This window comes from Mesorhizobium sangaii, assembly GCF_014207355.1.
Classification (GTDB): Bacteria; Pseudomonadota; Alphaproteobacteria; order Rhizobiales; family Rhizobiaceae; genus Mesorhizobium; species Mesorhizobium sangaii.
On record NZ_JACHEF010000007.1, the window covers coordinates 242,363 to 269,300 of the forward strand.

Here is a 26,938-nt window from a genome sequence, read left to right on the forward strand (position 1 = left end):
CCTTCAGAAGCGTTCTGGACGAACGAGCGCGTAGGTCAGGTAGGCGAGCAGGAACAAGGTCACGCCACCACCGAGGATGTAATCGACAAGCATGGTCCGATCCTTCAGCTCAAATTCTGTCGCAGGCTTTGACGTAGACGAAGAACAGGCCGAAAAACAAAATCCCGATCCCGAGAACGACGATGTCCATTGTGCTTGTTCCTTGCTTCGGACCTTCTACTTTCCACCGTAGCGCCTGCCACAGGCAGGTCGGCGATTGCGTAAACAGGTCGGCGATTGCGTAAAAAGCGGCCCGCCATACTTCAGGTGTGACGCGCCAACTTTTGCTCAAGGCGGAATATGGACCCGATCGCCATAAAGGTTCGAGACGGGGCGGGAATGAAAGAAATAGGAATTTTATAAAGATTTGCGCCGGCTCGCCGCCGGACGCCGGGCCAATCATTCTGACGAGAGTCTGCCTTGCCAGTCCGTGATCGCCTGGCGGCGCTCATTGCCGGAAAGAACGGAACAAATCCTTCGACACGAGATTGTCGACCTGAGGGCCCACCAAAGGAGATGACAAATGGCAAAGCCAAAAATGCTCGACGATCTGTTTCACGACACGCTGAAGGACATCTATTTCGCCGAAAAGAAGATCCTGGCGACGTTGCCGAAAATGGCCAAGGCCGCGCAAAGCGCCGACCTGAAAGCGGCCTTCGAAAAGCATCGCACCGAGACCGAGGGCCATGTCGCAAGGCTGGAGAAGGTCTTCGGCGTCATCGACAAGAAGCCGGTCGGCAAGACGTGTGCGGCCATCATGGGCATCACCGAGGAAGGCGCCGAGATCATGGAGGAATACAAGGGATCTCCCGCGCTCGACGCCGGCTTGCTGGCCGCCGCGCAGGCGGTCGAACACTACGAGATTTCGCGCTATGGCACGCTGAGGACCTGGGCCGGCGAACTCGGCCTGAACGAAGCCGTGACACTTCTCGAAGCGACGCTGAAGGAAGAGAAGGCTACGGACGAAGCGCTGACGCAGATCGCGGAGTCGGCCGTCAACCTGGCGGCAGAAGCAGCATAGCAACCGAAAGCAATGATCGGCGACCGCGTCAGGAACAACCTAACGCGGTTCCCGCATCATGCTGAGACTAACGCGGTTCCCGCATCATGCTGAGATAGGTCGGGTCGAACTCGGCAATTTCCTGCAGCCGGTGCCAGTCGAGAATGGTCACCGTGTGGTTTGCCCAGTTGACGACGCCGACCTTGCGCAGGGCGCCGATGACGCGGTTCATATGCACAACCGAGAGGCCGAGCACGTCGGCCAGTTCGGCCTGCGAGAGCGGCAGATGGAAGCTCATGCCGTTGGTGCGTTGAACCACCTGCAAGCGTACGAAGAGTTCACAGACGAGATGGGCCAGATGCGAAGTCTTGGAACGGCGCCCCATCGCCACGATCCATTCGCGGTGGATGGCGCCGTCGACCAGCGTGTCCAGCCACAACAGCCGGGTCAGGTGCGACGCCTCCTCGGTGATGGCACGCAACCGGCTGTGATCAGCAAAGATGACGTGACAAGGCGACAGGGCGACGATGCCGTGATCCATGGTCTTCAGCAGGAAAGCGTGGAGATCGACGAAGTCGCCAGCCACCTGCAATGAGGTGAACTGTCGGCCGCCATTCTCCAGCACCTTGTAGCGTGCCGCCAAGCCGTCGAGGATCAGCGTCGAGTAAGTCGGCCGCGATCCGGAGGCGACAATGTCCTGCCCAGTGGCAAAATGCCTCTCGAAGGTCATGGCACCGGCCAGCAACGCTTTCTCGGCGTCGGAGAGCGCGTCGTGCTGGCCAAGGTTCAGATAAAGGGATTCAAGCACCGCTATCTCCAGCGAAGGGGCTCAGAGCCGATCGCCAATCCGTTTTGGCGCAAGCATGGGGGCGGCTGCGGAAGCACTAGGTCTTTGGACGGGGCCAGGCATTAACATTTGTTAGAGTGCACTTATTCTCCGGCAATCGCCACCTCAGGTGGAACAACAGTTCGGTCCGCGAATTGTCGGTTGAATCTCTCGCGAACATCGTCACCTGGAGGTCCAACCCATCATGCCCAGATATTACCTTGACCTCTACAATGGTGATGGTCTGACGGTCGACGATGATGGTCAGGTGTTCGAAACGCGCGAACGCCTGCGGCGAGAGGCGATTCGCATATTGCCCGACATTGTTCGCGACGAGATGATCGAGAACGACCGCACGGTCATCACCGTCAAAGTGCGGGACGAGAGCGGGCGCCATGTCTTCGAAGCGTCGCTGGTCGTCTCTTCGGGGTGGTGTGACTGAGCGCCTCGGCCCAAGGCTCGGGCGAAAGATTCCTCTGGCCATCATTTGTAATCGTCACCGTCGCCGCACCACTCCACCATGCGGAGATTGATCGAGGTGACGACGGTTTCCGAACCGACGTCCCGGCAGCAGGGAGTCCCGGCAGATGAATCGCGCGAAAGTCGATACGGAGCGCGACGAACGCGCCAAGCGTGAATCGCAGATCGTGATCGCCGCCGAGCGGGCGGCGCGGGAGGAAAAGACGGCCAGGCTTAGAACTCTGCGCCTTGCCGCGCAGTCGGCGGATGAGCCGGCATCGGCCGGCCCCAAGCCGCCACGGAGACGCGCACGTTTGACGCGATGATTGTCGCGCAAGGCACACAGCCCGCATCTGTGATTTCCTGCGGCTACTGAAAAAGCGAAAGCCCGGCTGGGTCGAGCCGGGCTTGGTGCGATGGCTGGTGTAGATTAGCCACCACATGGGAGGTGGCGTCAGGCGTCAAGCGGCGTAGCCGCCATAACCACGCGCAACCGCGTGTACGCCGACGGCTGGCTCGAGGTCAGGCCACAGGATGCCGGAAGCCTGGGCAAATTCGACCAGCGCACGGCGCGCCTGCTCGATGGTCACATAACCGGGAACCGCGAGATCACATGCCTTTATCGCGTTGCGATAAAGCGGGCCACGGCGGGAAGTCGTCCAATTGGTCAGGAAATCGTGCATTTCGGCCAGCGAGGCAATCTCGCGCTTGAAGCCAAGGCCGACGGTCAGTGCGACCGGTGAATGAAACAGCTTGTCGTGCATGAAACGGGCTCCTGATTTTCGCAGCGCCGGGAGAGATATCCGGGCTGGTCCACGGACGGGACGCCGTGAAACGCGCCGCGAGGCACGAGGTTCCAAGCCGAGCGCTTTTATATGAATGCGGCGGTCATTCCTTTGATCGCGATGCCCGCACCAGCGCTATCAGCGGTCGGCAGATTGTCGTGTGAGGCTGGTCGGCATCCGCCAGGACCTTGCGTCACTCGCGATTGGAACCTCGCGTGTCTCACGCTGGTTCGACAGGCGAAGAATTGCCGCAAGCCTGTTTCCCAGCGAGACGCCGGGCTTTTCAACAACAAGGTGCGCGACCAGCGCCATGAGGAGCAGCAGTACCATCGCCATCACGATCACAAGCCAATATTGGGTGGCGTTGTCCATGGCAAAGGTCCGCACGGGCGGGATGGAAAATATCGAGACGAAGGCAAGCCCCTGCAAGAGATAGATGCCATAGCTGATCTCGCCCAGTCGCACCGAACGGGTGGCGGTCAGAAGGCCAAAGAAATCGGCGCCTGAGACAATCAGGACGAAGGCACCGATGCATAGCAGCATCGGCCCCGGCGCGTAGGCAACCCTGTAGGTGGCAAAAACATACACCAGCAGCGCCAGGGCGATGGCGGACAGGGCGTGCCGGTGCACCCTCACCAGCAGGGCGTTTGCTTCAAGCGTCGCGCACAGCATGCCGCCAGCGAAAAGTCCCAGGTAGCTGTAGGCGCCGCTGCCTCCACTCATTGACATGAGGATGGAAAAGGCCAGCAGAACGGCCGGCAATCCTATGCGGGTAACCGGGTGTCGGCTGAATATGGCTGCGATAGGCAGGCTGAAATAGAACAGCCATTCATAGGGCAAGGTCCAGGTTACGCAGGCCAATACGCAGACGCGGGCATTCGAAAGCGGGACATAGCCAAAGACGCCGAACAGCAGATTGAAAAATGCCCGCTCGTAGGTGGCGAAGGTCGAATAATCGATCCGCCCGTCGACGATCTCCAACGCCATCGCCACGCCGACGGCCAAAATGTAGAGCGGCCCGATCCTGAAAGCCCGCTTGAGCAACAGGGTCGGAAAATCCAGGGAAGCCCTTGCCGACAGCAGTTTCCCCCAGAACAGATAGGCGGAGATGATGAAGAAAAAGGACACCCCCACCTGTCCCAGCAGGCCATAGAAAGCGGACGGCGGATACTTCCATGCGCCGGTCGTCAGGAATTCATGGTAGATGACGGCGTGGTGAAGCGCGACGGCAAGCGCCAGATAGCCTCGCATTCCGTCTATCGCCCGGACCCTGGCGGCGGTCGCTTCGAAACCGACCCGCTGAAACAGCGGCAAGCCCGCAAGCGGCCAAAGCAGAGCGACGACCACGAAGGCGGGCCAGAGATCATAAAGTCCAATCACGATTGCTCCGAGCCGACGCGCACAGCCTGCTGAGTCCCTGTTGGACTATGCAACCTTGCCCAGCGCCGGCACAAGCGCTCGCCACGATCCGCCTGATGCTTTCCGCGGGCGGCTAGCCGAACAGTCGCTGGCCCGCCTGGCCAAAGCCATCAAGCATTTGCACGAAACGGGAACTGGAGGGTTGGCCGATCGCGCTGTCGCCGACGTTCGGCCCTACTGCCGCACGAGCGCGTTTGCTTCAGCCAATGTGGCCAGCATTTGCTCGACGTTCTGCGCCGAGGCGTCCGTACGCTCGATGTGCCGCATCACCTGCTGCGTCAGCATCGCAAGCCTTGCGGCGCGATATACGTCGCCGTTTCTCGCGGCATCAAGGTTGAAGGTCGCGATCGTCATGGCAACAATCCCAAAGAGTATGGAGCACTACAATTAGAGTGCCGAGGGATCGATCTTCGTCAGGCGCTCTCTGGCCTCGATCACACGCCGCTGAGCGGCCCGTATTCTGCCGCAGAGCGCGAGATTGATCCCGACTCCGCAGTCTTCGTCCAGCATTTCCTTGGCGCGTCTGAGGGCGGACTCCGCCCGCTTGACGCGCTGTCTGGCCTTGGCCAGTTCCAAGATCACGAGATCGGCCATCGCGCCACGTTCGTTTTGCTCTGGGGTGTACATCATGAAGTGCCAACTCATGACGGAGCGGTTCGTTCCCATTGAGGCTTGGCACCGAGATCACGAATAGAGTCTTCGTTGCGACGAACCCCTGCAACGGAGATCTCTTCCCAATGACAGTGAGACCCCGATGGCGGGCTCTTCTATTGCCCTGCGGTCAGGACGAACGTGCGCACTCTTGCGTCAGTTCGCTTCAGGCAATGCTCTGGAATATCTGGCCACGTCGCCTCAGCGCATTCTTTCCCTGTGCCTGCAACAGTTTCGCGAGGCTGCACGTTCGCGGCTTGGGTAGCGGTGGTTGAGGTGAAGAGCACAGTCTGCGTGATGAGCGCAGCGACGGCGGCGACCTGGATCAGGACGGTAGCTAGGGCGATCTTTTTGAGCACGCGAGGAAACGCTCCACCCCGCTCCTGGTTCCTCCGGTTTCTGATTTTGGTTCAGATTGGCCCACTCCCTTACGGTGCGGACTTTTCTGCTTGAGCAGGCCAGCCAAGCGGAGAAAGAAGCAGGGAGACCTAGGCTCTTCAGAAATCACCAGCGATTTCAAAGCGTTGTCGAATTATGGTGGCGGAGAGAGCGGGATTCGAACCCGCGTTACGGTCTCCCGTAAACACACTTTCCAGGCGTGCGCCTTCAACCACTCGGCCACCTCTCCGTCCATGCATGTCGCGCCGGCCGGTTTCGCCGCGCGGGTTGGGGAGATGCACCTCCCTTGGGGCGGTGGCGTGGAATTCCGCGCCGGCGTCGCCAACCAGCGAACGCCCTTCCCCTGCACCTGAGCCGTCGAAGCAACAGGCGCGGGGCTCATCTAGTCGATCCGGCGCCGAATGCCAAGCCATAACGGCAGTCTATTCGCTTTGCCGGCCACACAGCGTTTCGCGAGACTGCCGGCGCCTCCATTTTGAGGCGCCGCCACCCGAATGATGTGCACAGGCAAGGCCGCAAAGCCGGCGGCGCTTGACTTCGCCCGGGGTCGCCTGTCTCGTGGTGGAAAGACTTTGCGGGGGCATCGTCCGGACATGACATCGAGCAATGGACAGACGCCAGCGAGGCGACCGGACAGCGGCCTGTCCTTCGTGCCTCCGGGATGGCTCATCTTCGTCATGGCATGGTCGGTCTACGGCCTGATCTCCGCCTGGCGACTGGTCGGCGACTACGGCCTGCCGGACAGGGTCTTCTATCTCGTCTATAGCGGCCTCGCCGTCGACATCATCACCATCCTGTGGGGGCTTTATCTGCTCGGCCTCGCCTTCGGCCGCTCGGCCCGCTTCCCGCGCCATTTCACCATCTGGCAGATCGCAACGATCATCTGGCTGCTGGCGAGGCAGGCCTATGTGCTGACGATTTCCGATTTCGTCTTCTCGGGCCAGGCGCTTGTCGTCACCGCTGCCGAGATCGCCATCGGGGTTCTCTGCATCTATCTGCTGCGCCGCGGTTCAGAAGCCGGGACCGTCTATGCCAATCCTGCAACCGAAAGCCCGCCTGTCTTCGTCTCGGTCGCCGCCGCCCTGCTCGGCATCATCCTCGGCGCGGTCATCGGCGCCGTCGGTGGATTCCTCGTCGGTGAGGGGATTACGGATGCCACCGATATGAGCTGCTTCGAGGGCGCCTGCGGCTATTTTGCCGTGTTCATCGGTCTGGCCGGGTTGGTCGTCGGCGCCATCGCTGGTGGCCTTTTCGCCGTCTGGCGCGTCCACCGGCGCAAACGCAAGCCTGCGGCATAGGCCGGGCTTCAAATTCGCGTATGGCGATTGCGAACCAGGCATGCGCATTCTATCTCTCATTTGAAACCGGAAGGCCTCGGAAGTGCTTGAGGACCGGGCCGGGAGGAAAAGGTCCCTGAATGTTTCGCTTGCTCTTTCGTCTTGCCGCGATGGTCGCGCTGTCGATTTCCGTCATCATGGCGGTGCTCGACGCGACGCGCACCGTGGCGGCCTCGGCGCTGGTACTGACCCCGCTCAACGCCAGTTGGCTGGCGGTCTCGCCGGACACGCGGGCTGCCTTCGAAACCTTGGTGCGAACCAAGGCCGGTCCTCTGCTGTGGGACGTTGCCATCGCCTGGGTGCTCAACCAGCCCGGCTTCGCCGTGTTCGCGGTGCTGGCCCTCCTGCTCTATGCGATCGGCTACAGGCGGCAACGACGCCCAGGACAGTTCGCCGCCACCTGATCCAGTCCCTGCATCCCACCCAGAGAGGGAAGACCGCGCATGTTCTTTCTCAGCGACATGCTGAACAAGAAGCTCAATCTGCCGAAGCCGTCCGAGGCGTTGCCGGGCCGCGCCCGGGCGATCCCGACGACATCCAGGCATCATGTCCTGAAAAAGCCGCTCAAGGGCCCCTATCCCGAAGGCTTTGAAACGGCGCTGTTCGGGCTCGGCTGTTTCTGGGGCGCGGAGCGCATGTTCTGGCAGCTCGAAGGCGTCTGGGTCACCGCGGTCGGCTATGCCGGCGGCATCACGCCCAATCCGACCCATCAGGAAACCTGCACCGGGCTTACCGGCCATGCCGAAGCGGTGCTGGTCGTCTACGACCCCAAAATCGTCTCCTATGCCACGCTTCTTAAGCTGTTCTGGGAAAGCCACGACCCGACGCAAGGCATGCGCCAGGGCAATGATGTCGGCACCACCTACCGCTCCGCGATCTACACATTCGGGGATGCGCAATTGCGGGCTGCGAGCGCCTCGCGCGATGCCTACGAAACCGCCTTGCGCCGCGCCGGCCATGGCAGGATCACAACTGAGATCGCTGCGGCGCCTGAATTCTACTTCGCGGAAGGCGACCACCAGCAATATCTCGCGAAGAACCCTTACGGCACTTGCAACCTCAAGGGCACCGGCATCCCTTGCACTCCGGCTGCCATCTCCGCCTGAAGCCTTCGGCGCAAGGATCGAGCCGCGGTGCGGCTGCCCGCGCCATGCTTTTCCAAAAGGTCAAAATTCCGCGTGAATTTTGTTTCGGGCCGTGCCAGATTGCCGCCGAGCGGGAGGGGAATACACTCCTGGCTGATGTCGTATGCCTGCCGGAGAACCGGGCCGGCATGCGGCGCGTAACGGAAAAAATAACCGACAGGGTGTGGATCACATGAAACGTATCGTTCTCGGCCTCCTGGCCGCAACCGCAATGGTTCTTCCGGCTTTCGCCGCGGATGTCCAGCCGGCCATCCTCTATGATCTCGGCGGCAAGTTCGACAAATCCTTCAACGAGGCTGCCTTTCATGGCGCCGAGAAATTCAAGACCGAAACCGGCGTCGCCTATGTTGAGTTCGAGGTGTCCAACGCCTCGCAGCGCGAGCAGGCGCTGCGCCGCTTCGCCGAGGACGGCCGCAACCCCATCGTCATGGCCGGCTTTGCCTGGGAGGATGCGCTGAAGAAGGTCGCGACCGAATATCCTGACCTCAACTTTGCCATCATCGACGATGCCGTCGATCTGCCCAATGTCCGCTCGCTGGTATTCAAGGAGAATGAAGGCTCCTATCTCGTAGGCATCATGGCGGCGATGGCTTCGAAGTCGAAGAAGGTCTCCTTCGTCGGCGGCATGGACATTCCGCTGATCCGCAAGTTCGAATGCGGTTATGTCGGCGGCGCCAAGTCGGCGGGCGCGACGGACGTCATCCAGAACATGACCGGCGACACGCCGGCTGCCTGGAACGACCCGGCCAAGGGCGGCGAGATCGCCAAGACGCAGATCGACCAGGGCTCCGACGTGGTCTATGCCGCGGCCGGCGGCACCGGCGTCGGCGTGCTGCAGGCGGCGGCGGATGCCGGCAAACTCGGCATCGGCGTCGATTCCAACCAGAACGGCCTGCAGCCCGGCAAGGTGCTGACCTCGATGCTGAAGCGCGTCGACGTGGCCGTCTACACCGCTTTCACGGACGGCAAGAACGGCACCTTCAAGGGCGGCCTGCAAAATCTCGGCCTCAAGGAAGGCGGCGTCGACTACGCCATGGACGACAACAACAAGGCGCTGGTGACCGACGAGATGAAGGCGGCAGTCGAAAAGGCCAAGGCCGACATCATCGCCGGCAAGCTCGAAGTGCACGACTACACCGCAGACAACGCCTGCCCGTATTGATCGGCACGGACGTACAGCCATGATCTGCAAACCGCCGGGCGCAAGCCCGGCGGTTTTGCGTTGGCTATAGCTTGCCCGCCAGGTAACCCAGCGCGAAGGCCACGATCAGCCCGACCGCAACGGCGAATCCGCGCCGGCCTCCGAGCGCGTGCAGGCCGATGCCGTGCGGCCGCTGCGACAGGCTTCGGATCACCGTCGGTGATTTGGCACGGTTGCCGCCCAGACCAAAGGTGCGCATCTGCGGCAGGTCGGCAATGCGCTGCGTGATCTCCGTCCAACGCTCCTCGCCATCAGCCGGTTTGGCCCCGTCGAAGAGGTGCATGCGTTCGGCAAGTTGCACGACCGCGTCGCGGAAGGCAGCGTCGACCTCCAGGTCGCGCTCGGCCCGTTCGCGCTCCGCATCGTTCATCAGGCCAAGTACATAGTCGCCGGCCCGGGCGACGCGATCGCTTTCACTGGCCATGACTTTCCCCTCCCCTTCTTCCTCACCAGTGCGGCGGCTTGGTTATGGGCACGTCCGGCGCCGCCTGCTCCTCCAGCGCCAGGAATCGGTCGGTCAGCGCATCGAGCTTGCGCTGCATGCGCTCGATCACCTTCCACTGCTCGGCGATCTGGCCGGACAGTTCCTCGATGGTCTTCTCCTGTTCGGCGGCGCGGATCTCCAGCGTCGTCAGCCGGTCGGCGGGCATGATCATTCAAAGTCCCCAGTCTGGCAGCATAATGCCTCGCAACGCAGTGCCTTGCATCACGATGCGTTGTGCCGCGATGCGAATTTCACCTTTGCCATAGTAGCGAATGTGAAGGCCCGGGCCACGTTGGAAATTGACAAGCACACCGGGATTTGTCGAGAGTGACCAATGCTCCGCCAATTGGCACGGGCGGAGTGTCATGCTAGGCGTTTTGACCAAGCGATAAAAAATAAGAGTGGGACAGGCTGCATGGCGCAAGCCGCAATCGAGTTGATTGGCATCAACAAGAGTTTTGGCGCCGTGCGCGCCAACCGCGACATCAATCTGGAGATCGCGCGCGGCACCATCCATGGCATTGTCGGCGAGAACGGCGCCGGCAAGTCGACGCTGATGTCGATCCTCTATGGATTCTACCAGGCCGACAGCGGCGAGATCCGCGTCGGCGGCCAGCCAGCTTCGATCAAGACACCCAATGACGCCATCGCGCTCGGCATCGGCATGGTGCATCAGCATTTCATGCTGGTCGACAATTTCTCCGTGCTGGAAAACATCATTCTGGGCGCCGAGAGCGACGCGCTGCTGAAGCGGAGCATCGCCAAGGCGCGCTCCGAACTCGAGCGTCTCGAACGCGAATACGGGCTGGAAGTCGATCCCGATGCGATCATCGAGGAACTGCCTGTCGGCCTGCAGCAGCGTGTGGAGATCCTGAAAGCGCTCTATCGCGGCGCCGAGATCCTGATCCTCGACGAGCCGACGGGCGTGCTGACACCGGCCGAGGCTGACCACCTGTTCCGCATCCTCAGGCAGCTGAAGGAACAGGGCAAGACGGTGGTGCTGATCACCCACAAATTGCGCGAGATCATGGCCATCACCGACACGGTGTCGGTGATGCGCCAGGGCACGATGGTGGCGACGCGCGAGACCAAGAAGACCACCGTCGAGGAACTGGCCGAGCTGATGGTCGGGCGGCGCGTGCTGCTCAGGGTCGAAAAGGGCGAGGCGGATGCCGGCGCCGTCAAGCTCGCGGTCAAGAACCTGACGGTGAAGGATACGCGCGGCGTCACCATGGTCGACGACATCTCCTTCGAAATTCGCGCCGGCGAGATCGTCGGCATCGCCGGCGTCGCCGGCAACGGGCAATCCGAACTGCTCGAGGCGATTTCCGGCATCCGGCACGCCGTTTCCGGCTCGGTCATGCTCGACGGCAAGCCGATCGACCTGACGGGTGCCGCCGATCCGGGCGAACTGCGCGACCGCGGCCTCGCCCATGTGCCGGAGGACCGCCATCACGTCGGGCTGGTGCTGGCCTTCGAGGAGAACGAGAATTCCATCCTCGGCTATCACGACGACCCCCGCTATTTGAAAGGGCCGTTCCTCAACATCGATGCCATCCGCAACGATGCCAAGGACAAGATCGCCAAATACGATGTCCGCCCGGCCGACTGCCGGCTGAAGACCGCCAACTTTTCCGGCGGCAACCAGCAGAAGATCGTGCTGGCGCGGGAAATGGAACAGGACCCGGGTGTTCTCATCGTCGGCCAGCCGACGCGCGGCGTCGATGTCGGCGCCATCGAATTCATCCACAAGCGCCTGATCGCCATGCGCGACCAGGGCAAGGCGGTGCTGGTGGTCTCGGTAGAGCTGGACGAGATCCGTTCGCTCTCCGACCGCATCCTGGTGATGTTTGCCGGCCGCATCGTCGGCGAGCGCGGCCCGGAAGCGACGGAAGGCGAGCTCGGCCTGCTGATGGCCGGTGTCGAGCATCAGGAGGCCGCCCAATGAGCACGCCTTACGCCAAACTGCCGGCCTGGGCCGACTACGGTCTGATCCCGCTCATCAACCTGTTCGTTGCCTTCGTCGTCGCCGGCTTCGTCGTGCTTCTGGTCGGCGAGAACCCGTTGCGTGCCGCCGTCATCCTGGTCGAGGGCGCCTTCGGCAAGGGCACAGGCATTGCCTTCACCCTGTTCTATGCCACCACCTTCATATTTACCGGGCTTTCGGTGGCCGTGGCAGCGCATTGCGGCCTGTTCAACATCGGCACCGAGGGGCAGGCCTACATCGCCGGCCTCGGTATCGCCGTCGTCTGTCTTTCCTTCGACAGCGTGCTGCCATGGTGGCTGACATTTCCGCTGGCCATCGTTGCTTCAGCGGTCGTGGGTGCGTTGTGGGCGCTTATCCCCGCCTACCTGCAGGCCAAGCGCGGCTCGCACATCGTCATCACCACCATCATGTTCAACTTCATCGCCGCTTCGATCATGGTTTACCTGCTGGTCGGCCCCTTGAAGCCGGCAGGGTCGCAAGCGCCGCAGACGCGCAACTTCCTCGCCGGCGCGGAATTGCCGAAGCTCAACTGGATCATCGAGCTGTTCGGCGCCAAGATCCGCTCGGCGCCGCTCAATGTTTGCTTCCTGCTGGCGCTGATCATGGCATTCCTGGTCTGGCTGCTGATCTGGCGCACCAAGCTCGGCTACGAGATGCGCACCTACGGTCACAGCCCGAAGGCGGCACGCTATGCCGGTATTTCGGAAACCCGCATCATCATCACCGCCATGATGATCTCCGGCGCACTGGCCGGCTTGATGGCGCTCAACCCTGTGATGGGCGACCAGCACAATGTCGCGATCGACTTTGTCAGTGGCGCTGGTTTCGTCGGCATCGCCGTGGCGCTGATGGGCCGCCTGCACCCGGTCGGCATCGTGCTGGCGGCGATCCTGTTCGGCATGCTCTACCAGGGCGGCGCCGAGCTTGCCTTCGAAATGCCGGCGATCAGCCGCGACATGATCGTCATCATCCAGGGTCTGGTCATCCTGTTCGCCGGTGCCCTCGAGCACATGTTCAGGCCTTACATCCAGGCGCTGTTCGCCTCGTTCAGCCCGCGATCGGTCGGCATGGAAGCGGTCAAAGGGAAGGGTGCCTGAGATGGATGTGTTCAACGCAATCGTCCAGACATTGGACTCGACCATCCGCCTCTCGGTGCCGCTGCTGCTCGCTTGCCTTGCCGGCCTTTATTCGGAACGCGCCGGCATCTTCGACATCGGCCTCGAAGGCAAGATGCTGGTCGGCGCCTTCGCCGGTGCCGCGGCCGCTTCCGTGTTCCATTCGGCCTTTCTCGGCCTCGGCATGGCCATCCTGATCTCCGTCGCCTTTGCCATGGTCCACGGTTTTGCCTCGATCACCCACCGCGGCAACCAGATCGTCTCCGGCGTGGCGATCAATTTCGTCGCCGCCGGGTCGACCATCATCCTTGGCCAGGCGTGGTTCCAGCAAGGCGGGCGCACGCCGGCGCTGCAGCCGGGCGAGCGCTTCGAGGCCATCACCTTGCCGGGCGCCGACGCGATCCACGACGTGCCGATCATCGGACCGATCTATGCCGAGCTTCTGTCGGGCCACTCGATCCTGGTCTATCTCGCTTTCCTGATGGTGCCGTTTACCTGGTGGGTGCTGTTTCGCACCCGCTTCGGCCTCAGGCTGCGTGCCGTCGGCGAGAACCCGGCCGCCGTCGACACCGCCGGCATCTCGGTCGCCTGGCTACGCTACCGGGCGCTGATCTGCACCGGCGTGCTGACCGGCATCGCCGGCGCCTATCTGTCGATGGTGCAGAATGGCGGCTTCGTGAAGGACATGACCGCCGGCAAGGGCTACATCGCGCTTGCCGCGCTCATCTTCGCCAAGTGGAAGCCGGTCAACGCCATGTTCGCCTGCCTGTTGTTCGGCTTCCTCGATGCGGCGGCGATCCGCCTGCAAGGCTCGCCGCTGCCCATCATCGGCAAGGTGCCGGTGCAGTTCATGCAGGCGCTGCCCTATATCCTCACCGTCATCCTGCTCGCCGGCTTCATCGGCAAGGCGATTCCGCCGCGCGCCGGCGGCGTGCCCTACGTCAAGGAACGCTGAGGTCGTAGCGCTGCCCGGCGTAGGCGCCGGGTTTTGGACACGATCGTCGGAGAGAACGAACCAAATGTCGCATGATCTGTTCGAAGCGGCCAAAGCTGCCATGGCCAAGGCCTATGCGCCCTATTCGAAGTTTCCGGTGGGCGCCGCCTTGCGCACCGAGGACGGGCGCGTCTTTGCCGGCGCCAACATCGAAATTGCCTCCTATCCGGAAGGCTGGTGCGCCGAGACCACCGCGCTTGGCCACTACATTATGGGTGGCGGCGGCAAGATCGTCGAAATCGCCGTCCTTGCCGAGCGCATGGCCAAATGCTCGCCTTGCGGCGGCTGCCGCCAGCGGCTGGCCGAATTCTGCCGGCCGGAAACAAAACTCTATCTCTGCGACAATGCTGGCGTGGCCGAGACCGTGACCATGGGCGACATGCTCCCCTACGGTTTCCGCGGCGACATTTTGAAATGAAGACCCTGGTTGAAATGAAGACCCTGGTTGAAATGAAGACCTGGTTGAAATGAAAGTCTGGCTGAAATGAAGAGTTGGCTGCGATGAAGGAAAAAGCGCTCGACCATCTCGTCGAAAGGCTGGACGGCCTGGCGCCGTCGACCGCACTGGTGCTGGGTTCGGGCCTGGGCGGGCTGGTCGACCAGATCGAAGATCCGATCCGCATTTCCTACGCCGACCTGCCGGGCTTTCCCAGAAGTGGCGTCACCGGCCATGCTGGCCAAGTGGTGGCGGGGCTGTTTGCCGGCGTGCCGGTGCTGATGCTGTCCGGCCGCGCACACTACTATGAGCACGGCAACGCGGCGGCGATGCGGCCGGCGCTGGAAGTGCTTGCCGGTATCGGTATCACCAAGCTGATCCTCACCAATGCCGCCGGTTCGGTCGATCCGGACATGCCGCCGGGCTCGGTGATGCTGATATCGGACCACATCAATTTCTCGGGCACCAACCCGCTGATCGGCGAGCCCAGCGACAGCCGCTTTGTCGGGCTAACCGAAGCCTATGATGCCGGCATCCGCAAGGCGATCGAACGGGCGGCGAAGGCGACCGGCACAGCACTTCACAAGGGCGTCTACATGTGGTTCTCGGGCCCATGCTTCGAAACGCCCGCCGAAATCCGCATGGCGCGCATCATGGGCGCCAATGCGGTCGGCATGTCGACCGTGCCGGAGGTCATTCTTGCCCGCTTCCTCGGACTTCGGGTCGCCGCCTGCTCGGTCATCACCAATTTGGCGGCCGGCATGACCGGGGCCGAGCTTTCGCACCAGGAGACCAAGGACATGGCGCCGGTCGGCGGCGCGCGCCTGGCAACGATCCTGCAGCGCGTGTTCCGCGACGGACTGCTGGAGAGCTGATGCTTCCCCAGGAAATCATCCGACGCAAGCGCGATGGCCTGAAACTGTCGGCGCAGGAGATCGCCGGCTTCGTCGAGGGCATCACCGAAGGCGCCGTTTCGGACGGCCAGGTCGGCGCCTTCGCCATGGCGGTGTTCTTCCACGGCATGAGCCGCGACGAGGCGGTGGCGCTGACGCTGGCGATGCGCGATTCCGGTGACGTGCTCGACTGGTCGGACCTGCCCGGCCCGGTCACCGACAAGCATTCGACAGGTGGCGTCGGCGACAATGTCTCGCTGATGCTGGCGCCGATCGTCGCCGCCTGCGGCGCTTATGTGCCGATGATTTCCGGCCGTGGCCTTGGCCATACCGGCGGCACGCTGGACAAGATGGATTCGATCCCCGGCTATGCCAGCCAGCCCGATATAGCGCTGTTTCGCAAGGCGGTGCTTGAAACCGGCTGCGCCATCATCGGCCAGACCGGGGACCTCGCGCCGGCCGATCGACGGCTCTACGCCATCCGCGATGTCACCGGCACGGTCGAATCGGTGCCGCTGATCACCGCTTCGATCCTGTCGAAGAAGCTGGCGGCCGGGCTGCAGTCGCTGGTGCTCGACGTCAAGGTCGGCAACGGCGCCTTCATGGAAAAGTCGCGGGACGCTACGGCACTCGCCAACAGCCTTGTCGAGATCGCCAATGGCGCCGGCCTGAAGGCCTCGGCGTTGATCACCGGCATGAATGAACCGCTGGCGTCGGCCGCCGGCAACGCCGTCGAGGTGCGCAACGCCGTCGACTTCCTCACCGGCCGTCTTCGTGATCGTCGGCTTGAGGACGTGACGTTGGCGCTCGCCGCCGAGATGCTGCAATCGTCGGGACTGGTGTCGTCGAACCAGGATGGCATGCGGCGCGCCACCGAGACTCTTGCCAGCGGCCGCGCCGCCGCGACTTTCGCACGCATGGTCGCCGCGCTCGGCGGTCCCGCCGACTTCATCGAGAAACCGGAAAAATACTTGTCCGTGGCGGCGACCGAGTTTGCCGTCAAGGCGACCGAAGACGGCTTCATCACCGGCATAGCGACCCGCGACATCGGGCTCGCCGTCGTTGGCCTGGGAGGCGGACGCACGCGGCCGGACGACAAGGTCGACCCCGCGGTCGGCATTACCAGGCTGCTGCCGGTCGGCGCGGAAGTTCGGGCTGGCGAGCCGCTGGCGCTGGTCCACGCCCGCTCTTTGGCCGATGCCGAGGCGGCCGCCACCGCCGTGATTTCGGCCTATACGATTGGCGCCTCAAAGCCGGCCGCCGACAAGTCGGTCATCCGGCGGATTCTTCCGCGCGGCTGATTATTGAACGAGCAGCAGCGTGCCATTCTCGGCCTGGAATTTGCCAAGCCGATTGAGGAAGCTCATGCCGATCAGATTGGTCTGCAGTGCCTTGTCGTCGAGCACGATGGTCTGGACGTCATTGACCGTGATGCTGCCGATCTGTAGCCGGTCGATCATTGCCACGGCAGCCTTGATCGAGCCATTGGCGGTGCTGACCTCGTGACTGAAGTCGGAAGGGTTCAGCGACAGGCCGATCCTGCGTGCCGTCGAGGTGTTGATGGCAACCAGCGTGGCGCCGGTGTCGATCATGCCGTCGACCTGACGTCCGTTGAGCTTGAAGGCCGACGAGAAATGCCCACGCTCGTCTGCCGCAACAACGACCTTGCGGCCAAGCAGCAGCGGCGCGGTCGACTTGCTGGGCACCGCAGCCAGTTTGACGTCCTGCTGGGCTTCGACCGCGGCCTTGCCCGTCATCGGCGATCTCAGCAGGTTTTCGATGATTTGCGGATTCGACTGATACACGATCGGTATCGATGCCGATGTGCCGGCGAAAACGCCAAGGATGAGAAGTTTGCGCAGCATTGATCGGCCTTCGTGACGGCCGATCCTTAAGCCCGGATGGTGTTTTCCGCTTTAACGCACGCCAAAACCACGCCTTTGCGTAAACATTTGGTAAATTATTTGGTCCCGTACATGCGGTCGCCGGCATCGCCGAGGCCGGGCATGATGTAGCCCTTCTCGTTGAGCTGGCGGTCGATCGAAGCGGTGAAGACGGGAACGTCCGGATGCGCCTTGGTGAAGCGCTCGATGCCTTCGGGCGCCGCCAGCAGGCAGAGGAAGCGGATGTTGGTGGCGCCGCGCCCTTTCAGCTTGTCGATCGCCGCGATCGCGGAATTGGCGGTGGCCAGCATCGGATCGACGACGATCACCAGCCGGTCGGCGAGGTCGCTCGGCGCCTTGAAGAAATACTCGACCGCTTCCAGCGTCTCATGGTCGCGGTAAAGGCCGATATGGGCGACGCGGGCCGCCGGCACCAGGTCGAGCAGGCCTTCGAGCAAGCCGTTGCCGGCGCGCAGCACCGAAGCGAAGACCAGCTTCTTGCCCTCCAGCGTCGGCGCCTCCATGGTCTCGATCGGCGTTTCGATCGTCGTCGTCGTCAGTTCGAGGTTGCGGGTGACCTCATAGCCGAGCAGCAGCGATATCTCGCGCAACAGCCGCCGGAAGCCGGCCGTCGAGGTCTCCTTCTTGCGCATGATGGTCAACTTGTGCTGGACAAGCGGATGGTCGACGACGGTGACGCCCTGCATGGTGTTCTCCTGATGCCTGCGCCCGAAAGTGCACGCATGGTCCCTTTCGGACGGCGCCGCGCTTCAAGCTGCTTGAGTAAACCCTAGCGGCAATGCGCCGGCCAAGGAACCGCTTGGCCTGCACCGACCACAGCTTTGTCTGAAGAAATCAGCGGGCGGCGCCGTTGAGACGGGCAAGAAGCGCGGTCTTGGTCTTTCTGTCGACGAAAGCGGCCTCGATGGCCGTTCTTGTGACGGCGGTCAGCGCCTTTTCGCTCATCGAGAAATGCTCGGCGGCGATATCGTATTCGCGCTTCAGCGAGGTCCAGAAATAGGGTGGATCGTCGGAATTGAGTGTCACCTTGCAGCCGGCCGCTTGCAGGGCCGGAAAGGGATGGTCGGCAAAACTGTCGAACACTTTGAGCGCGATGTTGGAGCCGGGGCAGCACTCCAGCACGATGCCCTCATCGGCAATGCGCCGGACAAGGTCCGGGTTTTCGATGGCCCGCACGCCATGGCCGATGCGGGAGGGACGGATGTGATCAAGCGCCGCCTTGACGCTCTCCCAGCCGGTCAGTTCGCCGGCATGGATGGTGATGCCGAGCCCGGCCTCGCGCGCGATCTCGAAGGCCCTGACATAGTCCTCCATGTCGCCGATGCGCTCGTCGCCGGCGACGCCGAAGCCGGTGACCAGCGGATGCCCGCAGCGCGCTGCGAAGCGTGCCGCCTGCTCGATCGACTCGACGCCGACATGGCGTACGCCGGTGACGATCATGCGGCCCTCGATGCCGGTCTTGGCCTTGGCCCGGGCCATGCCTTCGCCAAGCGCGTCGGCATAGGCCTTGGGCGACAGCCCGGCCCTCTTGGCATGGTCGGGCGAAGTGAACACCTCGGAATAGATGGCGCCGTCGCGAGCGAGGCTGGTCAGATAATGGTCGGCCAGCCGCGCATAATCCTCCTCCGTCCGGAACAGATCGGAGGAAAAATCATAGGCCGCCAGGAAGGATGTGAAATCATGCCAGACGAATGAGCCATTCTGGATATAGGGTGAGGTATCCCTGCCGTATTTCTGCGCCTGGCGGATGACGAGTTCGGGCGCCGCTGCCCCTTCAATGTGGCAGTGCAATTCGGCTTTCAAAGGCATTCAATCATCCCGTCGGTCAGTCCAGCTGTCGAAAAACCAACACCTGGAAGCGCGGCTGAACACCGCGCCTTAAACAATAGCGCCCGCACCATCGATCGGCTATGGTCCCGCCGGTTTTATGACGGATCAAAAAAATGTCAGTTGAGAGAACCACGGCCGCAGGCGGCATGGAAACCTCCTATGGTTTCAAGCGTGTAGGGGCTGGCGACAAGCAGTCCCTGGTCAACGATGTTTTCCACAAGGTCGCCAACCGCTACGACCTGATGAACGATCTGATGTCGGCCGGCCTGCACCGGCTGTGGAAGGATGCCATGGTCACCTGGCTCAATCCTCCCAAAAGAATGGGCTGGCGCGTGCTCGACGTTGCCGGTGGCACCGGCGACATCGCCTTCCGCATCGTCGATGCCAGTCACGGCAACGCCCATGCCACCGTGCTCGACATCAATGGCTCGATGCTTGCCGTCGGCCGCGACAGAGCCGAGAAGAAAGGCCTGTCCGGCAACACCGACTTCGTCGAGGCCAATGCCGAGGAACTGCCCTTCCCCGACGCGACATTCGACGCCTACACCATCGCTTTCGGCATTCGAAACGTGCCGCGCATCGATGTCGCGCTCAGTGAAGCGTTCCGCGTGCTGAAGCCGGGCGGCCGGTTCCTCTGCCTCGAATTTTCCGAAGTCGAGATGCCGCTGCTCGACAAGGCCTACGAAGCCTGGTCGTTCAACGCCATTCCGAAGATCGGCAAGATGGTCACCGGCGACGGCGAGCCCTATTCCTATCTGGTCGAATCGATCGCCAGGTTTCCCAACCAGCAGAATTTCGCGACGATGATTTCCCGCGCCGGCTTCGATCGCGTCTCCTTCCGCAACTATTCCGGTGGCATCGCGGCACTTCATTCGGGCTGGAAGCTTTGAGGCTGGACCGCATTTCTCCCAGTCGATGTGCGCCATGCCGGTTCGAAGAACCGGTAGGACGGGCACGCCCATGAGCACCGTCAGCGCGGGATTTCGGCTCGTACGGGCCGGCTGGGTGCTGGTGCGCGAAGGCGTCGTTGCCGCCTTGCCGGGCGAGGAACTGTCCGGCCTGCCGAAGTTCGGCTGGCGGCTGGCGCGGCTGTTCACCCGCCGCCGCGCGCTGACCTATGAGCGCAGCGACCGGCTGGCCAAGGCGGTCGTCCGGCTCGGACCGTCCTATGTCAAGCTCGGCCAGTTCCTGGCGACACGCCCCGACGTCGTCGGCAACGACATGGCGCTCGATCTTGCCATGTTGCAGGACAAGATGCACACCTTTCCGAGAGCCGAGGCGATCATGGCTATCGAGGCTTCGCTCGGGCGCAAGGTCGGCGATCTCTACGCGCAATTCGGTGACCCTGTCGCCGCCGCTTCCATCGCCCAGGTCCACGCTGCCGAAACCATCCATGACGGCGCTGCAACCAAGGTCGCTGTAAAGGTCATCCGGCCGGGCGTGCGCCGCCGCTTCTTTCAGGACCTCGAAAGCTATTTCCTCGCCGCCCACCTGCAGGAGAAATACATCCCGTCGTCGCGCCGGCTGCGGCCGGTCGAGGTCACCCAGACGCTGGCGCAGACCACCAAGATCGAGATGGATCTCCGCCTCGAGGCGGCCGCGCTTTCGGAACTCGGCGAAAACACCAAGGACGATCCCGGCTTTCGCGTGCCATCCGTCGACTGGGAGCGTACCGGCCGCGACGTGCTGACCATGGAGTGGGTCGACGGCGTCAAGATGAACGACATTGCTGGCCTTGCCGCTGCCGGTCATGACCTGAAAACCATCTCCGCCAATCTCATCCAGTCGTTCCTGCGCCACACGCTGCGCGACGGCTTCTTCCACGCCGACATGCATCCGGGCAACCTGTTCGTCGAAGCAAACGGCACCATCGTCGCCGTCGATCTCGGCATTGCCGGCAGGCTCGGCAAGAAGGAACGCCGCTTCCTTGCCGAAATCCTCTACGGCTTCATCACCCGCGACTATCTGCGTGTCGCCGAAGTGCATTTCGAAGCCGGCTACGTGCCGCGCCAGCACAATGTCGCGGCCTTTGCGCAAGCGATCCGGGCGATCGGCGAGCCGATCCACGGCCAGCCGGCCGAGACCATTTCGATGGCGAAGCTTTTGACGCTGCTGTTCGAAGTGACAGAACTCTTCGACATGGCGACGCGGCCGGAACTGATCCTGCTGCAGAAGACCATGGTGGTGGTCGAGGGCGTGGCGCGTACGCTCGACCCGGCCTTCAACATGTGGAAGACGGCCGAGCCGGTGGTCAGTGGCTGGATTGCCGGCAATCTTGGCCCGCGTGGCATGATGGTCGATGCGCGCGACGGCGCCAAGGCGCTGCTGACGCTGGCCCGCCAGGCGCCCGAGCTTGCGGCGCGCACCGATCGGCTGTCGCGCGAGATCGACCTGATGGCCGAGCACGGCCTGCGCTTCGACGAGACCACCGCCCGCGCCATCGGCAAGGCCGAGGCGCGCTACAGCCGCTCCGGCCGCCTGGCGCTGTGGGTGATCGCGCTGACGCTGGTCTATATCGCCTGGAAGATCATATAGCGCCCAGCTACATTCGGGTTTAGCTCCGCAACTTGTAGCGATCTGATTGCATTGCTATCATTGCATTCAGAACTGCGGCGGAGTGCAATCATATGGCCAGCATTACGATCCGAAACCTGGACGATGAGGTCAAGGAACTGCTGCGCCGATTGGCGGCGGAGAACGACCGCTCCATGGAGGAGCAGGCGCGGGTCATGATCCGGGCCGCCGTTGACGGGCAGATCGGACCCGTGGGCCGTATCGACCAGATCGAGAAAACCCTCCGCGAACTGACCAGTGCGCACGGCGTAGCGACTCCCGCTGCCGCGCCGGCAGGCAAAGCCTTGCCGCGCGGCCTCTCCGGCAAGCGGATCCTGGTCATCATCGGCGGCGGCATCGCCGCCTACAAGGCGCTGGATCTCATCCGCCGGCTGCGCGAGCGAGGTGCCGCGGTGCGGGTGGTCATGACGTCGGCCGCTCAGGAATTCGTCACCACGCTGTCGGTGGGGGCGCTCTCCGCCGACCATGTCTTCACCGAACTGTTTGACCGCAATGACGAGCATGATGTCGGCCATATCAGGCTGTCACGTGAGGCCGACCTGTTGGTGGTGGCGCCCGCCACCGCGGACCTGATGGCCAAGCTTGCCAATGGCCATGCCAACGATCTTGCCTCGACCGTGCTAATCGCTACCGACAAGCCGGTTCTGATGGCGCCAGCCATGAACCCAAAAATGTGGGCGCATCCGGCGACCCGCCGCAACCGTGCGACGTTGCAGAAGGATGGCGTCGCTTTTGTCGGTCCGGCCAAGGGCGAGATGGCCGAAAGCAACGAGGCGGGCGAAGGCCGCATGGCCGAACCGCTGGAGATCGTCGCCGCCATCGAGGCGCGGCTCGATGTCAGCCCCAAGCCGCTGTCGGGACGCAGGATCATCGTCACCTCCGGCCCGACGCATGAGCCGATCGACCCGGTGCGCTATATCGCCAACCGTTCGTCCGGCAAGCAGGGCCACGCCATTGCGGCGGCCCTGGCCAAGCTCGGCGCCGATGTCCGCCTCGTCTCGGGTCCGGTCACCATCGCCGATCCCGCCGGGGTGAAGACCATCCATGTCGAACGGGCGCAAGAAATGCGCGATGCTGTGGAGCAGCTTCTGCCTGCGGACGCGGCGGTGTTCGTCGCCGCCGTTGCCGACTGGCGCAGCGAGAACTCGGCCGGTGAGAAGATCAAGAAGGTCGCCGGCGAAGGGCCGCCGGTTCTGCGCATGGTCGAGAATCCCGACATTCTCGCCGGGGTTGGCCATCACAGCCAGCGACCCGGCCTTGTGGTCGGCTTCGCCGCCGAGACACAGGATCTCTTGCGCAACGCCGAGGCCAAGCTTCGCAAGAAGGGCGCCGATTTCATCGTGGCCAACGACGTGTCGCACGAAAGCGGCATCGGTCCTTCGGGTGTCATGGGCGGTGATCGCAATCGGGTGCGGATCGTGTCCAGGGCCGGCGTCGAGGAATGGCCCGAGATGAGCAAGGACGAGGTGGCGGCGCGGCTCGCCGCCCTGATCGCCGAACGGTTGAAGACGACCGTCGTTTGATCTGCGGCGCTGGAACGACGGCGCGCTTCAGGTCATTTGGCTCTGCATGACCCTGCGGTCAATTGGACAAAAGCTCGGCGGTTCGGGCAAGGGCACCGGCAAAACCGTTGAGCGGAATGGAAAAGGTCACCGCTTGTCCGGTGTCGGCCGCGAAGGCATCGATCTTGAGGGTGGTGCCTGACTTCAGCAGCGGCGTAAGGGTCCCATCGAACGCCACCGGCACCAGGCAGCCGACAACCTGGCAGGTGTTGAATGGCAGGCTGCCATCCAGTTTCTGGTCGTCGATGCTCAGGCTGACGCCCTTGGCCAGCGCCAGGCCGAACGGCAGGGCGAGCGTACCGGCGGCATCCTCGCCGGTCTTGCTCGACAGCTCGATCGCCAGCAGACGCTGGTTGTTTTGCTTGTTGAATTGCTGATGCGACAGGCTGCAGGTCTTGGTCGCGCCTGATATCTGGCAATTGACCGTCCAGTCGCCATGGGTCTCGGACAGCGCCGACGCGCCACCGGGCAGTTGCGGCGCATCGACGGTCGGCGCCGCCGCGGTCTTGGTTTGCGCGGCCATGGCCGGCACACCGACGACGCAGGCTACACCCAGCATTGCCACGAAATACGCGTACTTTCTCATCAACACTCCTCCCGCCCGGCTCCGCCTGGGCCAGTTGGATGCTGACCTCGAGACGCGCCGATCGCGTTCTGTTCAAACCGTTTCGCCGGAGGCGCCGTCATAGCTGACGGCCGGCGCCATTGACGCCACTCAGCTCACGACGGGCGCCGACCGATAGAGCGGCGAATCGGCGACTTCCGTCAAGTGCAATGCGGGGTTGTCAGGCAGATTCTCCGCCGCCGCGAGGCGGCCCTCGCCGGTCGACAACAAGACACTGCTTGGACCAGCGCCAAGATATGGCACAGCCACACGGACGCCCTATATTAAGGCCATGACTTCTATTGAGGCATGACTTCTTCACGCGGGAATGAGCGGATGTCGGCGTTTCGACCATCGATGGGTTTCACATCGGCAATCCTGGCGACGGCAGTGCTGGTCGGCGGTTGCCTGCCGGCTTCCGCGCAATCCCTCAATTCCCTCACCGGCAACAACGCGCTGATCCGGCAGAATGACCTGCAGATCCTGCAGAACCGGGTGCAGCGGCAGCAATACCAGCAGCAACAGCAGCAATATCGTGCCCAGGACCGCCAGATCGTCCAGCAGCCGCAGCCGGTGGTGCCACAATACAGGCCAAGCTGTACCACGCAGATAATCGGCGTCACCGCCTTGAGCAATTGCCGCTGACAAGCCGGCGTTTTTCATTTATTAGCCGACTTATGTATTCGGAGTGTCTTTCGGCACGCGCGAAAGTTTTGGTTTTGCAACGATGCCTTGTCGCGCTATGCGGCATTTACATCGACTGGATCCACGAATGGCAGCCACCAAGAAAAAGGCCGTACGCAAGGCAAAGAACGGCCAGAGGATCCGCCAGGTGGCGGCGATTCCGTTTCGGCTGAACGCGCGTGGCGATGTCGAGGTGATGCTGGTCACATCGCGAACGACAAGACGCTTCATCGTCCCCAAGGGCTGGCCGATGAAGGGCAAGAGCGGACGCAAGGCGGCTACCATCGAAGCGCGAGAGGAAGCCGGCGTGCTCGGCAAGACGCTGAAAGAGCCGGCGGGCACCTACTCCTACTGGAAACGGCTGGCCAACCGCTTCGTCCGCGTCGACGTCATCGTCTATCTGCTGGAGGTCACCGAGGAACTGGCCGACTGGCAGGAAGCCAAACGGCGGCAGCGGGCCTGGCTGCCGGCCGCAGATGCGGCCACGCTCATCGATGAGCCGGACCTTTCGACCCTGGTGGCGAACTTGATGATTGCCAAGCCCGAGCCACTCGACCTCGCCTGAGGCTTGACTTCACTCGGTCTTGTCGCCCGCTTCGGGAAAGGGGCGCACCGGCGCGCCAGTATAGGCCCACAACCATTCGCGCGGCAGCGGCCCTTTGTTTCGCTCGGCTTGCTGCGACTGTTCCCAGGCATGCGCCAGGATGCCGACCGAGCGCGACAGCACGAAAAGCCCGCGCGTCAGCGGCGGCGGAAAGCCAAGTTCCCCATAGATGACGGCGGTCGCGCCATCGATGTTGAGCGGTATCTTTTTCCCCTTGCGACGCGCGACTTCCGCCTCGATCGCCTCGGCGATGTCGGCGAAGCGTCCATTGACGACACCACGCGCGGCAAACGCGCGGGTCAGCTCCAGCAGGCGCGGCGCGCGCGGGTCGACCGGATGGAAGCGATGGCCGAGCCCCGGCACATAGCCATTCACCTCAGCGAAGAACCGGTCGAGCCGCGTCGAGACGGCTTCATTCAGCGTCATGCCGCCGTCGAGCGCGACAGCGATGTCGCCGTAGAAGGACAGCGCCTGTTCGCCGGCGCCGCCATGGACGTCGCCGAGAACGTTGATGGCCGAGGCCATGGCGCTGTTGATGCCGACGCCGCAGGTTGCCGCCATGCGCGCAATCGCGACCGACGGCGCTTGCGGCCCATGGTCGACGGCGGCGCCCAGCGCAATGCCGAGCAGCGCCGCCTGGTCCTCGCTGGCCAACTCGCCACGCAGCATCAGCCAGATCATCGCCGGGAAGCTGACGCGGCCGATCAGGTCCTGGATCTCATAGCCGCGAAGCCGGATGACACCGGGCCGCATCTCGATGATATCGGTCTGCCACCATTCCTCGCCGCGCTCACGGCCGGTCTTCTTCTCGGTGCTCATGCCCGTGCCTTTGCCTTGGCGCGCGGCGGCAGATCGGCGAAAACCTCGTCCATATGCTCGCCCAGCGAGGGGGGCGGCTTCGTCGGCAGGGGTGCCGCGCCATCGACCATGAAGCCACCGCGCAGAACCGTCAGCGGCCCGTCCATACCCGGCACGCCCTCGAAATTCGCGGTCACCTGGCGTTCGAGCACTTGCGGCTCGGCCAGCACTTGCGGGATCGTCAACACCCTGCCCGCGGGCACGCCGGCGCGATTGAACGTCTCTTCCCACACCGCCGCCGAAGCGCTCGCCAGGGCGTCCTCGATCTCGACTTTGAGCGCCGCACGGTTGCGCTTGCGCGTCTCGCGCTCGGCAAAGCGCGGATCCACCGCAAGCTCCGGCCGCCCGATCAGCCGGCACAGCGCCACGAACTGCTCCTGCTTGTTGGCGGCGATGTTGAGCAGCCCGTCGCCGGTGCGGAAGGCGCCGGACGGCGCCGCTGTCATGTTCTCATTGCCCATAGGCTGCGGATCGACCGCTGCCGTCAGGTAGTTGGAGACCGGCCAGCCGAGCGCCGAGAGCGTGCATTCGAGCATCGAGACGTCGAGAAAGGCGCCCTCGCCGCTTGTCTTCTGCCGCACCAGCGCCGAGGCGATTGCGAACGCCCCGACCAGCCCCCCAAGCGTGTCGGCGACGGGATAGCCGACCCGCAGCGGCGCCGTCTCTGGCGTGCCGGTGATGCTCATGATCCCCGACAGGCCCTGGATGATCTGGTCATAGGCGGGATTGTCACGCATCGGCCCGGTCTGGCCGAAACCTGATATCGCGCAATAGACAAGGCCGGGACGGACCGCCTTCAACGCCTCGTAGCCAAGGCCGAGCCGATCCATCACGCCGGGGCGGAAGTTCTCCACCAGCGCATCGGCGCTGGCGACCAGATCGAGGAAGCGCTCGCGATCCGCCGGCTTCTTGAGGTCGAGCACCACCGATCGTTTGCCGGCGTTCTGCGCCAGGAACGACGCGCCCATGCCTGCGCTGTTGAGCTTTGGCGAACCGCCGAGCTGGCGTGCCAGGTCGCCGCCTTGCGGGACCTCGACCTTGATCACATCGGCCCCGAGCAGCGCCAGCTGATAGGCACAATAGGGGCCGGCCAGCACGTTGGTCAGGTCGAGGACGCGGATACCGGAAAGCAATTCGGTCATGACAGC

Annotated in this window: 33 protein-coding genes and 1 tRNA gene; 18 read left to right on the top strand and 16 right to left on the bottom strand. The window is 63.2% G+C overall.

Annotated elements, in window-relative coordinates; genetic code table 11:
* Positions 1-3: 3 nt before the first annotated feature.
* Together kdpF and HNQ71_RS28770 are read right to left on the bottom strand one after the other, a co-directional pair.
* Positions 4-93 carry a K(+)-transporting ATPase subunit F gene (gene kdpF / locus HNQ71_RS28765; protein ID WP_081609884.1) on the bottom strand — a complete coding sequence of 30 codons (90 nt, stop codon included), beginning with the start codon at positions 91-93 and terminating at the stop codon, positions 4-6.
* Positions 94-109: 16 nt separating this feature from the next.
* Complete coding sequence (locus HNQ71_RS28770) at positions 110-442, bottom strand: hypothetical protein (RefSeq protein WP_184877167.1); 333 nt, start codon at positions 440-442, stop codon at positions 110-112.
* 120 nt (positions 443-562) lie between these two features.
* Here HNQ71_RS28770 and HNQ71_RS28775 point away from each other — a divergent pair, with 120 nt between their 5' ends.
* Positions 563-1,060, top strand: a complete 498-nt coding sequence (locus tag HNQ71_RS28775) for a YciE/YciF ferroxidase family protein (RefSeq protein WP_184876809.1) — start codon at positions 563-565, stop codon at positions 1,058-1,060.
* 67 nt (positions 1,061-1,127) lie between these two features.
* On the opposite strand, the gene HNQ71_RS28780 is transcribed toward HNQ71_RS28775, so the two are convergent.
* Positions 1,128-1,847 carry a helix-turn-helix domain-containing protein gene (locus tag HNQ71_RS28780; RefSeq protein WP_184876811.1) on the bottom strand — a complete coding sequence of 240 codons (720 nt, stop codon included), beginning with the start codon at positions 1,845-1,847 and terminating at the stop codon, positions 1,128-1,130.
* A 223-nt stretch (positions 1,848-2,070) separates the two neighbouring features.
* On the opposite strand from HNQ71_RS28780, the gene HNQ71_RS28785 reads away from it, so the two are divergent.
* Positions 2,071-2,307, top strand: coding sequence for a DUF6894 family protein (locus tag HNQ71_RS28785; protein WP_095084645.1), 237 nt, complete (start codon positions 2,071-2,073; stop codon positions 2,305-2,307).
* Positions 2,308-2,452: 145 nt separating this feature from the next.
* Positions 2,453-2,650 carry a hypothetical protein gene (locus HNQ71_RS28790; RefSeq protein WP_184876813.1) on the top strand — a complete coding sequence of 66 codons (198 nt, stop codon included), beginning with the start codon at positions 2,453-2,455 and terminating at the stop codon, positions 2,648-2,650.
* A 135-nt stretch (positions 2,651-2,785) separates the two neighbouring features.
* Here the strand turns inward: HNQ71_RS28790 and HNQ71_RS28795 are convergent, their stop codons facing one another.
* The 5 genes from HNQ71_RS28795 to HNQ71_RS28815 all read right to left on the bottom strand — a co-directional run bounded on the left by HNQ71_RS28795 (position 2,786) and on the right by HNQ71_RS28815 (position 5,807).
* On the bottom strand, positions 2,786-3,088 hold the full coding sequence (locus HNQ71_RS28795) for a DUF982 domain-containing protein (RefSeq protein WP_184876815.1): 303 nt from the start codon (positions 3,086-3,088) through the stop codon (positions 2,786-2,788).
* Positions 3,089-3,247: 159 nt separating this feature from the next.
* The gene (locus HNQ71_RS28800) at positions 3,248-4,489 is read right to left on the bottom strand and encodes an acyltransferase family protein (protein ID WP_343068268.1); all 1,242 of its coding nucleotides are present in this window, start codon (positions 4,487-4,489) and stop codon (positions 3,248-3,250) included.
* 213 nt (positions 4,490-4,702) lie between these two features.
* Positions 4,703-4,882, bottom strand: coding sequence for a hypothetical protein (locus tag HNQ71_RS28805; RefSeq protein ID WP_184876817.1), 180 nt, complete (start codon positions 4,880-4,882; stop codon positions 4,703-4,705).
* A gap of 33 nt (positions 4,883-4,915) precedes the next feature.
* Positions 4,916-5,158 (bottom strand): hypothetical protein, encoded by a 243-nt coding sequence (locus tag HNQ71_RS28810; RefSeq protein ID WP_184876819.1) that lies wholly within the window; start codon positions 5,156-5,158, stop codon positions 4,916-4,918.
* Between the two features lie 559 nt (positions 5,159-5,717).
* A tRNA-Ser gene (locus HNQ71_RS28815) sits at positions 5,718-5,807 on the bottom strand.
* Positions 5,808-6,171: 364 nt separating this feature from the next.
* On the opposite strand from HNQ71_RS28815, the gene HNQ71_RS28820 reads away from it, so the two are divergent.
* The 4 genes from HNQ71_RS28820 to HNQ71_RS28835 all read left to right on the top strand — a co-directional run bounded on the left by HNQ71_RS28820 (position 6,172) and on the right by HNQ71_RS28835 (position 9,222).
* Positions 6,172-6,876, top strand: a complete 705-nt coding sequence (locus tag HNQ71_RS28820; protein WP_246462187.1) for a hypothetical protein — start codon at positions 6,172-6,174, stop codon at positions 6,874-6,876.
* Between the two features lie 119 nt (positions 6,877-6,995).
* Positions 6,996-7,319: a hypothetical protein gene (locus HNQ71_RS28825; RefSeq protein WP_184876821.1), complete on the top strand. Its 324-nt coding sequence runs from the start codon at positions 6,996-6,998 to the stop codon at positions 7,317-7,319.
* A gap of 39 nt (positions 7,320-7,358) precedes the next feature.
* A complete protein-coding gene (gene msrA / locus HNQ71_RS28830) occupies positions 7,359-8,021 on the top strand; it encodes a peptide-methionine (S)-S-oxide reductase MsrA (RefSeq protein ID WP_184876823.1) in 663 nt (220 codons plus the stop codon).
* 211 nt (positions 8,022-8,232) lie between these two features.
* Positions 8,233-9,222, top strand: a complete 990-nt coding sequence (locus tag HNQ71_RS28835) for a BMP family lipoprotein (RefSeq protein WP_184876826.1) — start codon at positions 8,233-8,235, stop codon at positions 9,220-9,222.
* Positions 9,223-9,286: 64 nt separating this feature from the next.
* On the opposite strand, the gene HNQ71_RS28840 is transcribed toward HNQ71_RS28835, so the two are convergent.
* Positions 9,287-9,685, bottom strand: a complete 399-nt coding sequence (locus HNQ71_RS28840) for a hypothetical protein (RefSeq protein ID WP_184876828.1) — start codon at positions 9,683-9,685, stop codon at positions 9,287-9,289.
* Positions 9,686-9,707: 22 nt separating this feature from the next.
* Positions 9,708-9,914, bottom strand: a complete 207-nt coding sequence (locus tag HNQ71_RS28845; protein WP_184877134.1) for a SlyX family protein — start codon at positions 9,912-9,914, stop codon at positions 9,708-9,710.
* Positions 9,915-10,160: 246 nt separating this feature from the next.
* On the opposite strand from HNQ71_RS28845, the gene HNQ71_RS28850 reads away from it, so the two are divergent.
* The 6 genes from HNQ71_RS28850 (at position 10,161) to deoA (ending at position 16,471) form a co-directional block, all read left to right on the top strand.
* Positions 10,161-11,693 (top strand): ABC transporter ATP-binding protein, encoded by a 1,533-nt coding sequence (locus tag HNQ71_RS28850; protein WP_184876830.1) that lies wholly within the window; start codon positions 10,161-10,163, stop codon positions 11,691-11,693.
* Positions 11,690-12,829 carry an ABC transporter permease gene (locus HNQ71_RS28855; RefSeq protein WP_184876832.1) on the top strand — a complete coding sequence of 380 codons (1,140 nt, stop codon included), beginning with the start codon at positions 11,690-11,692 and terminating at the stop codon, positions 12,827-12,829. Before HNQ71_RS28850 ends, HNQ71_RS28855 begins: the two co-directional genes overlap by 4 nt.
* Before the next feature lies 1 nt (position 12,830).
* Entirely contained in the window at positions 12,831-13,802 is a 972-nt protein-coding gene (locus HNQ71_RS28860; RefSeq protein ID WP_184876834.1) for an ABC transporter permease, read from the top strand.
* A gap of 64 nt (positions 13,803-13,866) precedes the next feature.
* A complete protein-coding gene (gene cdd / locus HNQ71_RS28865; protein WP_184876837.1) occupies positions 13,867-14,259 on the top strand; it encodes a cytidine deaminase in 393 nt (130 codons plus the stop codon).
* Positions 14,260-14,342: 83 nt separating this feature from the next.
* Positions 14,343-15,152 carry a purine-nucleoside phosphorylase gene (locus tag HNQ71_RS28870; RefSeq protein ID WP_184876839.1) on the top strand — a complete coding sequence of 270 codons (810 nt, stop codon included), beginning with the start codon at positions 14,343-14,345 and terminating at the stop codon, positions 15,150-15,152.
* Positions 15,152-16,471 carry a thymidine phosphorylase gene (deoA, locus tag HNQ71_RS28875; protein WP_184876841.1) on the top strand — a complete coding sequence of 440 codons (1,320 nt, stop codon included), beginning with the start codon at positions 15,152-15,154 and terminating at the stop codon, positions 16,469-16,471. Before HNQ71_RS28870 ends, deoA begins: the two co-directional genes overlap by 1 nt.
* Here the strand turns inward: deoA and HNQ71_RS28880 are convergent, their stop codons facing one another.
* From HNQ71_RS28880 to HNQ71_RS28890, 3 genes are all read right to left on the bottom strand, one after another.
* Positions 16,472-17,035, bottom strand: a complete 564-nt coding sequence (locus tag HNQ71_RS28880; RefSeq protein ID WP_184876843.1) for a TIGR02281 family clan AA aspartic protease — start codon at positions 17,033-17,035, stop codon at positions 16,472-16,474. It lies immediately after the preceding gene.
* 95 nt (positions 17,036-17,130) lie between these two features.
* Positions 17,131-17,760 (bottom strand): uracil phosphoribosyltransferase, encoded by a 630-nt coding sequence (gene upp / locus HNQ71_RS28885; RefSeq protein ID WP_095084682.1) that lies wholly within the window; start codon positions 17,758-17,760, stop codon positions 17,131-17,133.
* A 148-nt stretch (positions 17,761-17,908) separates the two neighbouring features.
* The gene (locus tag HNQ71_RS28890) at positions 17,909-18,883 is read right to left on the bottom strand and encodes an adenosine deaminase (protein WP_184876845.1); all 975 of its coding nucleotides are present in this window, start codon (positions 18,881-18,883) and stop codon (positions 17,909-17,911) included.
* A gap of 134 nt (positions 18,884-19,017) precedes the next feature.
* Here HNQ71_RS28890 and ubiE point away from each other — a divergent pair, with 134 nt between their 5' ends.
* From ubiE to coaBC, 3 genes are all read left to right on the top strand, one after another.
* The gene (gene ubiE / locus HNQ71_RS28895; protein ID WP_184876848.1) at positions 19,018-19,794 is read left to right on the top strand and encodes a bifunctional demethylmenaquinone methyltransferase/2-methoxy-6-polyprenyl-1,4-benzoquinol methylase UbiE; all 777 of its coding nucleotides are present in this window, start codon (positions 19,018-19,020) and stop codon (positions 19,792-19,794) included.
* Between the two features lie 70 nt (positions 19,795-19,864).
* A complete protein-coding gene (ubiB, locus tag HNQ71_RS28900) occupies positions 19,865-21,439 on the top strand; it encodes a 2-polyprenylphenol 6-hydroxylase (protein WP_184876850.1) in 1,575 nt (524 codons plus the stop codon).
* Positions 21,440-21,531: 92 nt separating this feature from the next.
* A complete protein-coding gene (gene coaBC, locus HNQ71_RS28905) occupies positions 21,532-23,001 on the top strand; it encodes a bifunctional phosphopantothenoylcysteine decarboxylase/phosphopantothenate--cysteine ligase CoaBC (RefSeq protein ID WP_210334077.1) in 1,470 nt (489 codons plus the stop codon).
* A 58-nt stretch (positions 23,002-23,059) separates the two neighbouring features.
* Here coaBC and HNQ71_RS28910 read toward each other — a convergent pair whose 3' ends face one another.
* Complete coding sequence (locus tag HNQ71_RS28910) at positions 23,060-23,626, bottom strand: invasion associated locus B family protein (protein ID WP_184876852.1); 567 nt, start codon at positions 23,624-23,626, stop codon at positions 23,060-23,062.
* A 354-nt stretch (positions 23,627-23,980) separates the two neighbouring features.
* Here HNQ71_RS28910 and HNQ71_RS28915 point away from each other — a divergent pair, with 354 nt between their 5' ends.
* Complete coding sequence (locus HNQ71_RS28915; RefSeq protein WP_184876854.1) at positions 23,981-24,289, top strand: hypothetical protein; 309 nt, start codon at positions 23,981-23,983, stop codon at positions 24,287-24,289.
* A gap of 127 nt (positions 24,290-24,416) precedes the next feature.
* The gene (locus HNQ71_RS28920; protein ID WP_095084688.1) at positions 24,417-24,893 is read left to right on the top strand and encodes an NUDIX hydrolase; all 477 of its coding nucleotides are present in this window, start codon (positions 24,417-24,419) and stop codon (positions 24,891-24,893) included.
* A 9-nt stretch (positions 24,894-24,902) separates the two neighbouring features.
* Here HNQ71_RS28920 and HNQ71_RS28925 read toward each other — a convergent pair whose 3' ends face one another.
* Entirely contained in the window at positions 24,903-25,751 is an 849-nt protein-coding gene (locus HNQ71_RS28925; RefSeq protein ID WP_184876856.1) for a citryl-CoA lyase, read from the bottom strand.
* Complete coding sequence (locus tag HNQ71_RS28930) at positions 25,748-26,932, bottom strand: CaiB/BaiF CoA transferase family protein (protein ID WP_184876858.1); 1,185 nt, start codon at positions 26,930-26,932, stop codon at positions 25,748-25,750. Before HNQ71_RS28930 ends, HNQ71_RS28925 begins: the two co-directional genes overlap by 4 nt.
* Positions 26,933-26,938 lie beyond the last annotated feature (6 nt).